The sequence below is a fragment of the Clostridium sp. genome, from assembly GCF_030532265.1.
Lineage (GTDB): Bacteria > Bacillota > Clostridia > Clostridiales > Clostridiaceae > Clostridium.
Genome location: NZ_JAUNLM010000061.1, coordinates 1 through 5,156 on the forward strand (window position 1 = coordinate 1; position 5,156 = coordinate 5,156).

The following is a 5,156-nucleotide window of genomic DNA, read 5'->3' on the forward strand; positions in this document are numbered from 1 at the left end:
TATATTTTAATTTATATATTAAGTTTTATTTTAAGTTATAAAGTTTTAAGTTAAAGTAATAAGAAATTTTAATATTTTAAGTTAAAGTTTTAGATTATTTATATAAAATATTATGAATTTATATAAAGTTTTTTTGTATTAATAAAATTTATAATTAATATATTTATTTAAAGGATTACAATAATATTTCAATTAAGCATATAATTTAAATAATATACAAAAAGTGTAACTTAAAATCGTATTACCTTTGAAGGGAGAGTTAATAAATGAAAAAAGAAATTTTAAAAAATCAAATTAAAAGCTCAACCAAGAAAGAATTAAGTGATTTAGTAATTAAAAATATAAATGTAGTTGATGTATTTCAAAGTGATACATTTATATGTGATGTTGCAATAAGAGATGGATATATAATTGGACTTGGAAATTATAATGGAAGGGAAGAAATTGATGGAACTTCAAAATATATAGTTCCAGGACTTATTGATGGACATGCTCACATAGAATCTTCTTTAATTACACCAAATGAATATTATAAAGAAGCATTAAAGCATGGAATAACATCAATGGTAACAGACCCGCATGAAATAGCAAATGTATTAGGTGTTGAAGGTATAAAGCTTATGATGGATTTAAGTGAAGATGTACCTTTAGATTTTTATTTTATGATTTCTTCTTGTGTTCCATCAACAGATTTTGAAGATTCAGGAGCAAGAATAGAAGCAGAAGATTTAAAGGATTTATATAATAATAAATTTGTGCTTGGACTTGCTGAAGTTATGAATGCACCAGCTGTTTTTAATTGTGATGACAAAATGATAAATAAATTTTTAGAAACTAAAAATAGAAATTTAATTGTTGATGGACATTGTGCAGGTTTTAATGAAGAAATGATAAATGCTTATAGAGTTTGTGATGTAAAAACAGATCATGAATGTCATACAAGCAAGGAAGTTATAGATAGATTAAGACGAGGAATGTATGTCCTTATGCGAGAAGGAACAGTAGCAAAAAATTTAAAAGAGTTATTAGCTTCAGTTAATATATACAATACAAGAAGGTTATGCTTCTGTACAGATGACAAGCATATTGACGATTTAATGAAAAATGGAAGTATAGATAAATCAATAAAGATGGCAATTGATTATGGAATAAAAAAAGAAACAGCAATACAAATGGCAACATTAAATACAGCAGAATGTTACGGTTTAAAGGATAAAGGGGCAATAGCACCAGGATATGTCGCAGATTTTGTAATATTAGATAATTTAGAAAACTTTTCTATAAATTCAGTATATAAAGATGGAACCCTTGTAGTTAAAAAAGATAAGTTAATTTATGATTGTAGTAAAGAAAAGAAAACTATAAATATTAAAAATAGTATTCATTTACCTAATATTTCTCTAGGTAGTTTTAAAATTGACTTAAAGAATAAAAAATATATAAATGTTATAGGACTTATAAAAAATAGATTAGAAAGCAATCATTTAAAAATACAAGTTGATAATTTAGAAAATAAAGATGAATTTGTAAGTAGCACAAAAGATGATTTATTAAAGGTTGCAGTTATTGAAAGACATAAAGGAAGTGGACAGATAGGTCTTGGAATTATAAATGGACTTCAAATTAAAGAAGGTGCAATAGCAACATCAATAGCACATGACTCTCATAATATTATTGTTACAGGAAGCAATGATAATGATATGCTTCTTGCTGTTAATGAACTTGAGAGAATTGGTGGTGGAATTGTTGTTACAAAAAATAATAAAGTTTTAGCAAGTATTCAACTTGAGTTTGGTGGAATAATGACATTAAGAGATACAAAATATGTGTTAGAAGATCTTGAAAATTTACATGAAGCAGTAGGTAAAATAGGGCCAGAAATTGATTTTAATCCATTTTTAACATTATCATTTTTAGCATTACCAGTAATTCCAGAGCTTAAAATAACAGATAGAGGTTTATTTGATGTAAATAATTTTAAGTTTATTAACGCATCTTACTAAGTGTTATATAATTATGAAATATATATAAAATTTAGGTAAAAACCAATATGTAAAGGATAAATTTACTTATAATTAGAAGTAAGATATGTACTTGTTTACTTTTAATATAGGAGATGAATTATAGATGATGGAAAATGATGTTAGATATTATTTAAGTTTATCCAAGGAACCATTTAAATATGATGAATATATAAAAATATTAGAAGATTTAAATAAAATATATAATGATTTTTCTAACAACTTAAATGTAGATGCTAAAGTTTATAATATAATAAAAACTAAAGATGGTATAACACTTAAGATTATTTCAAATTCTAATGATATAAACTTATATTCATACCCAACTTATAATTTTGAATTTAAGGTTGTTGATGATGTAGATGAATATATGGATCAAAACTTTAAGGAAAATGTTAAAAAATATGATGCTTCTGATATAAAATTTATAAAAGATGGTGGAGTAATTGTAAAATCAAGCCTTGAAACATTAGGAAAGGTTTTAAAGGTTGAAAGAGATACACCAGAAGAATATGATTCATTAGAAGAATATAATTTAAATATATTTATATCTGAGCTTGATAATTTATTAGCTGAAATAGATATAAAAGATTTTATAATTTACAGCAAGCAAAAGAAAAATTTTTATGTATTAAAAGATGGAAAGTTTAGAGTTCATAGTCTTTATTCACGTTCAGCAGTTCAGTATGTTACAGAACTTATAGACAGCACATATGATTTTGTAAGAATAACTAACTGTGAAAATGTAGAAGAATATTTAGGAAGATTAATAGAACCATTTGAAGAATCAGAAGATGTATTTACTGAAAGATTACAAGATATGGTTGATTTAAAAAATAAATTTATGAGTTTACTTTATTGTGAATTAAATGCAGTATACAATAAATAAAATTAAAGTATTAATAATATATTATTTTTAATAATGAAATTATACTTTTAAATTATAATATAATAAGTAATTTAAATATGAATTATAAAAAATATACAAAAACCAGTAGTATAAAATTCTACTGGTTTTTGTATGTATTAATTTAATTAATATTGGTTTTAAAAATTTTTTTGAATTTATTATTATAAATGAAATAAAGTTTTATAATATAGATGAGCATAAATTATATGTATAAGTATAGTAAATTATCCAATAATAAATTTATATATTTAAATAGGAGAATTATTATGTTGTTAGATAAAGATTATTTTCAAAAAGATGCATTATATTTAGCAAAAGATTTACTTGGCAAAATTTTAGTTAGAGAAGTTGATGGAAAAATAATAAAGTCAAGAATTGTTGAAACAGAAGCTTATATTGGTAATGGAGATAAAGCTTGTCATGCTTATAATGGAAGAAGGACTAAAAGAACAGAAGTACTTTATTCAGAAGGTGGAATAGCTTACATTTATCTTATATATGGTATGTATAATTGTTTGAATGTAGTTACAGGAATAAAAGAAGAAGCTGAAGCTGTATTAATTAGAGCATTAGAACCTTTAAATGAATTTGATTATATTTCTAATAAAAGATTTAATAAAGATTTTGATAACCTTACAAATACACAAAAATTAGCCCTTACAAATGGCCCAGGAAAGTTATGCAAAGCTTTATTAATTGATAGAGAATTAAATGCAATTAAGCTTTATGAAAAAGGAAAGCTTTACTTAATAGATGATGGATTTAAAGATTTTGGTGTAGTTAAAACAAAGCGAATAGGAATTGATTATGCAGAGGAAGCTATTCATTTCCCTTGGAGATTTTACATAGAAGGAAATAAATATGTTTCTAAAAAATAAGATAGACAAAAAGCCTATCTTATTTCTTTTTCCATATAAATTGTAATTTAGTAAGTAACTTACCTGTATTATTACTTGTAATATTATGAACAGTTGTAATTTCATCATTTTCATTATTAACTATTTCGGATGTAATATGTAATGTGTCCCCATCAGTTGTTTCTTTTTTGAATAAAACTTTAATATTAAATAATCTATAATCATTTAATATTGTTCTTGGTAGAGTATCCATTGCCATTTCCATATATTTAACATTATTTACATGACCATTAGCATCTATATCACTAAATCTAATTGGATAATCTTTTATGTACTCTTCATTTTCAACATTTTTAATATCATCTAAAGGTGGAACTTCTTCTAATTCTCCTGAAATTCCATATATCTCACATTGGTCTTGTGAAATTTTTGTTGGACGTCTCTTTTCAAAATCTATTAATATAGCTGTTGAAACAACTTCTCCTATAATTTTACCTTCGGAATTTTTTATAGTATTTTTTCTGTAACCATAAAATTTCTTTGAACCTAAAACTGTAGTATCAACAGTTATAGTATCTCTAAATTTAGGATACTCGTATATTGTCATATCATATTTTAAAAGAACCCAAACGCATTTATTATGCACGAAACCTTCTTTAGTTTCTCCTAAATAGTCTGATTGTGCTATAACAACATCCCATAAATAATCAGCAAGAGTTGAGAATTTACATTTATGTTCTGTATCAACATCAAAAGCATTTATTTTATATTGTTTTTCAAAAGCTGTACTCAAAATATATTGCCTCCTTATAATTTTGTAAATATCAATAATAAATATTATAGCACAGCTTCGGAAAATATGTATTTTTTGGAATATATTAATAGTATAAATATATTTAAATTAAAAAATAATATTATGTAGTGGAATTTAAAATAATTTATATGTAATTAAAGTTTTATAATAGAGCCTGTAAACTTTTCACTGTTTGTAAAATTTAAAATAATATATGTAATTAAAAGTTTAAAGATAAATTTGAATTTTTGATGTATAATAAAAATATAATTAAATTTAAAAAATCCTTTGATAAGGAGTAGTAACTAAATTTAGGTTCAACAAAGAGAGCTTTAGGTGGTGGAATTAAGGCAAGAAAGAATTTAGTGAATGGACCTTTGAGGAACAAAGTGAAATTTTATTTAAAAAATATATTTTTAAATAAAAAAGTATCTAAGTGGTTGGCTGCACCTTACAGCAGATAGAGTATGTTAGTACTTGAAATTGAGTGGTATAGTTTAAAATTTTATTCTATACAATTTAGGTGGCAACACGGATATAATCTTCGTCCTATTTTTTAGGGGCGAAGTTTTTTT

At 23.9% G+C, this 5,156-nt stretch carries 4 protein-coding genes; 3 read left to right on the top strand and 1 reads right to left on the bottom strand.

Going from position 1 to position 5,156, the window contains the following annotated elements; genetic code table 11:
- Positions 1 to 266 precede the first annotated feature (266 nt).
- The 3 genes from ade (at position 267) to Q4E08_RS10465 (ending at position 3,809) form a co-directional block, all read left to right on the top strand.
- Positions 267 to 2,003 carry an adenine deaminase gene (ade, locus tag Q4E08_RS10455; RefSeq protein WP_303130766.1) on the top strand — a complete coding sequence of 579 codons (1,737 nt, stop codon included), beginning with the start codon at positions 267 to 269 and terminating at the stop codon, positions 2,001 to 2,003.
- Positions 2,004 to 2,127: 124 nt separating this feature from the next.
- Positions 2,128 to 2,910: a hypothetical protein gene (locus Q4E08_RS10460; RefSeq protein WP_303130767.1), complete on the top strand. Its 783-nt coding sequence runs from the start codon at positions 2,128 to 2,130 to the stop codon at positions 2,908 to 2,910.
- A 287-nt stretch (positions 2,911 to 3,197) separates the two neighbouring features.
- A complete protein-coding gene (locus Q4E08_RS10465; RefSeq protein ID WP_303130768.1) occupies positions 3,198 to 3,809 on the top strand; it encodes a DNA-3-methyladenine glycosylase in 612 nt (203 codons plus the stop codon).
- A gap of 19 nt (positions 3,810 to 3,828) precedes the next feature.
- Here Q4E08_RS10465 and Q4E08_RS10470 read toward each other — a convergent pair whose 3' ends face one another.
- Positions 3,829 to 4,581, bottom strand: coding sequence for an acyl-[acyl-carrier-protein] thioesterase (locus tag Q4E08_RS10470; protein WP_303130769.1), 753 nt, complete (start codon positions 4,579 to 4,581; stop codon positions 3,829 to 3,831).
- Positions 4,582 to 5,156 lie beyond the last annotated feature (575 nt).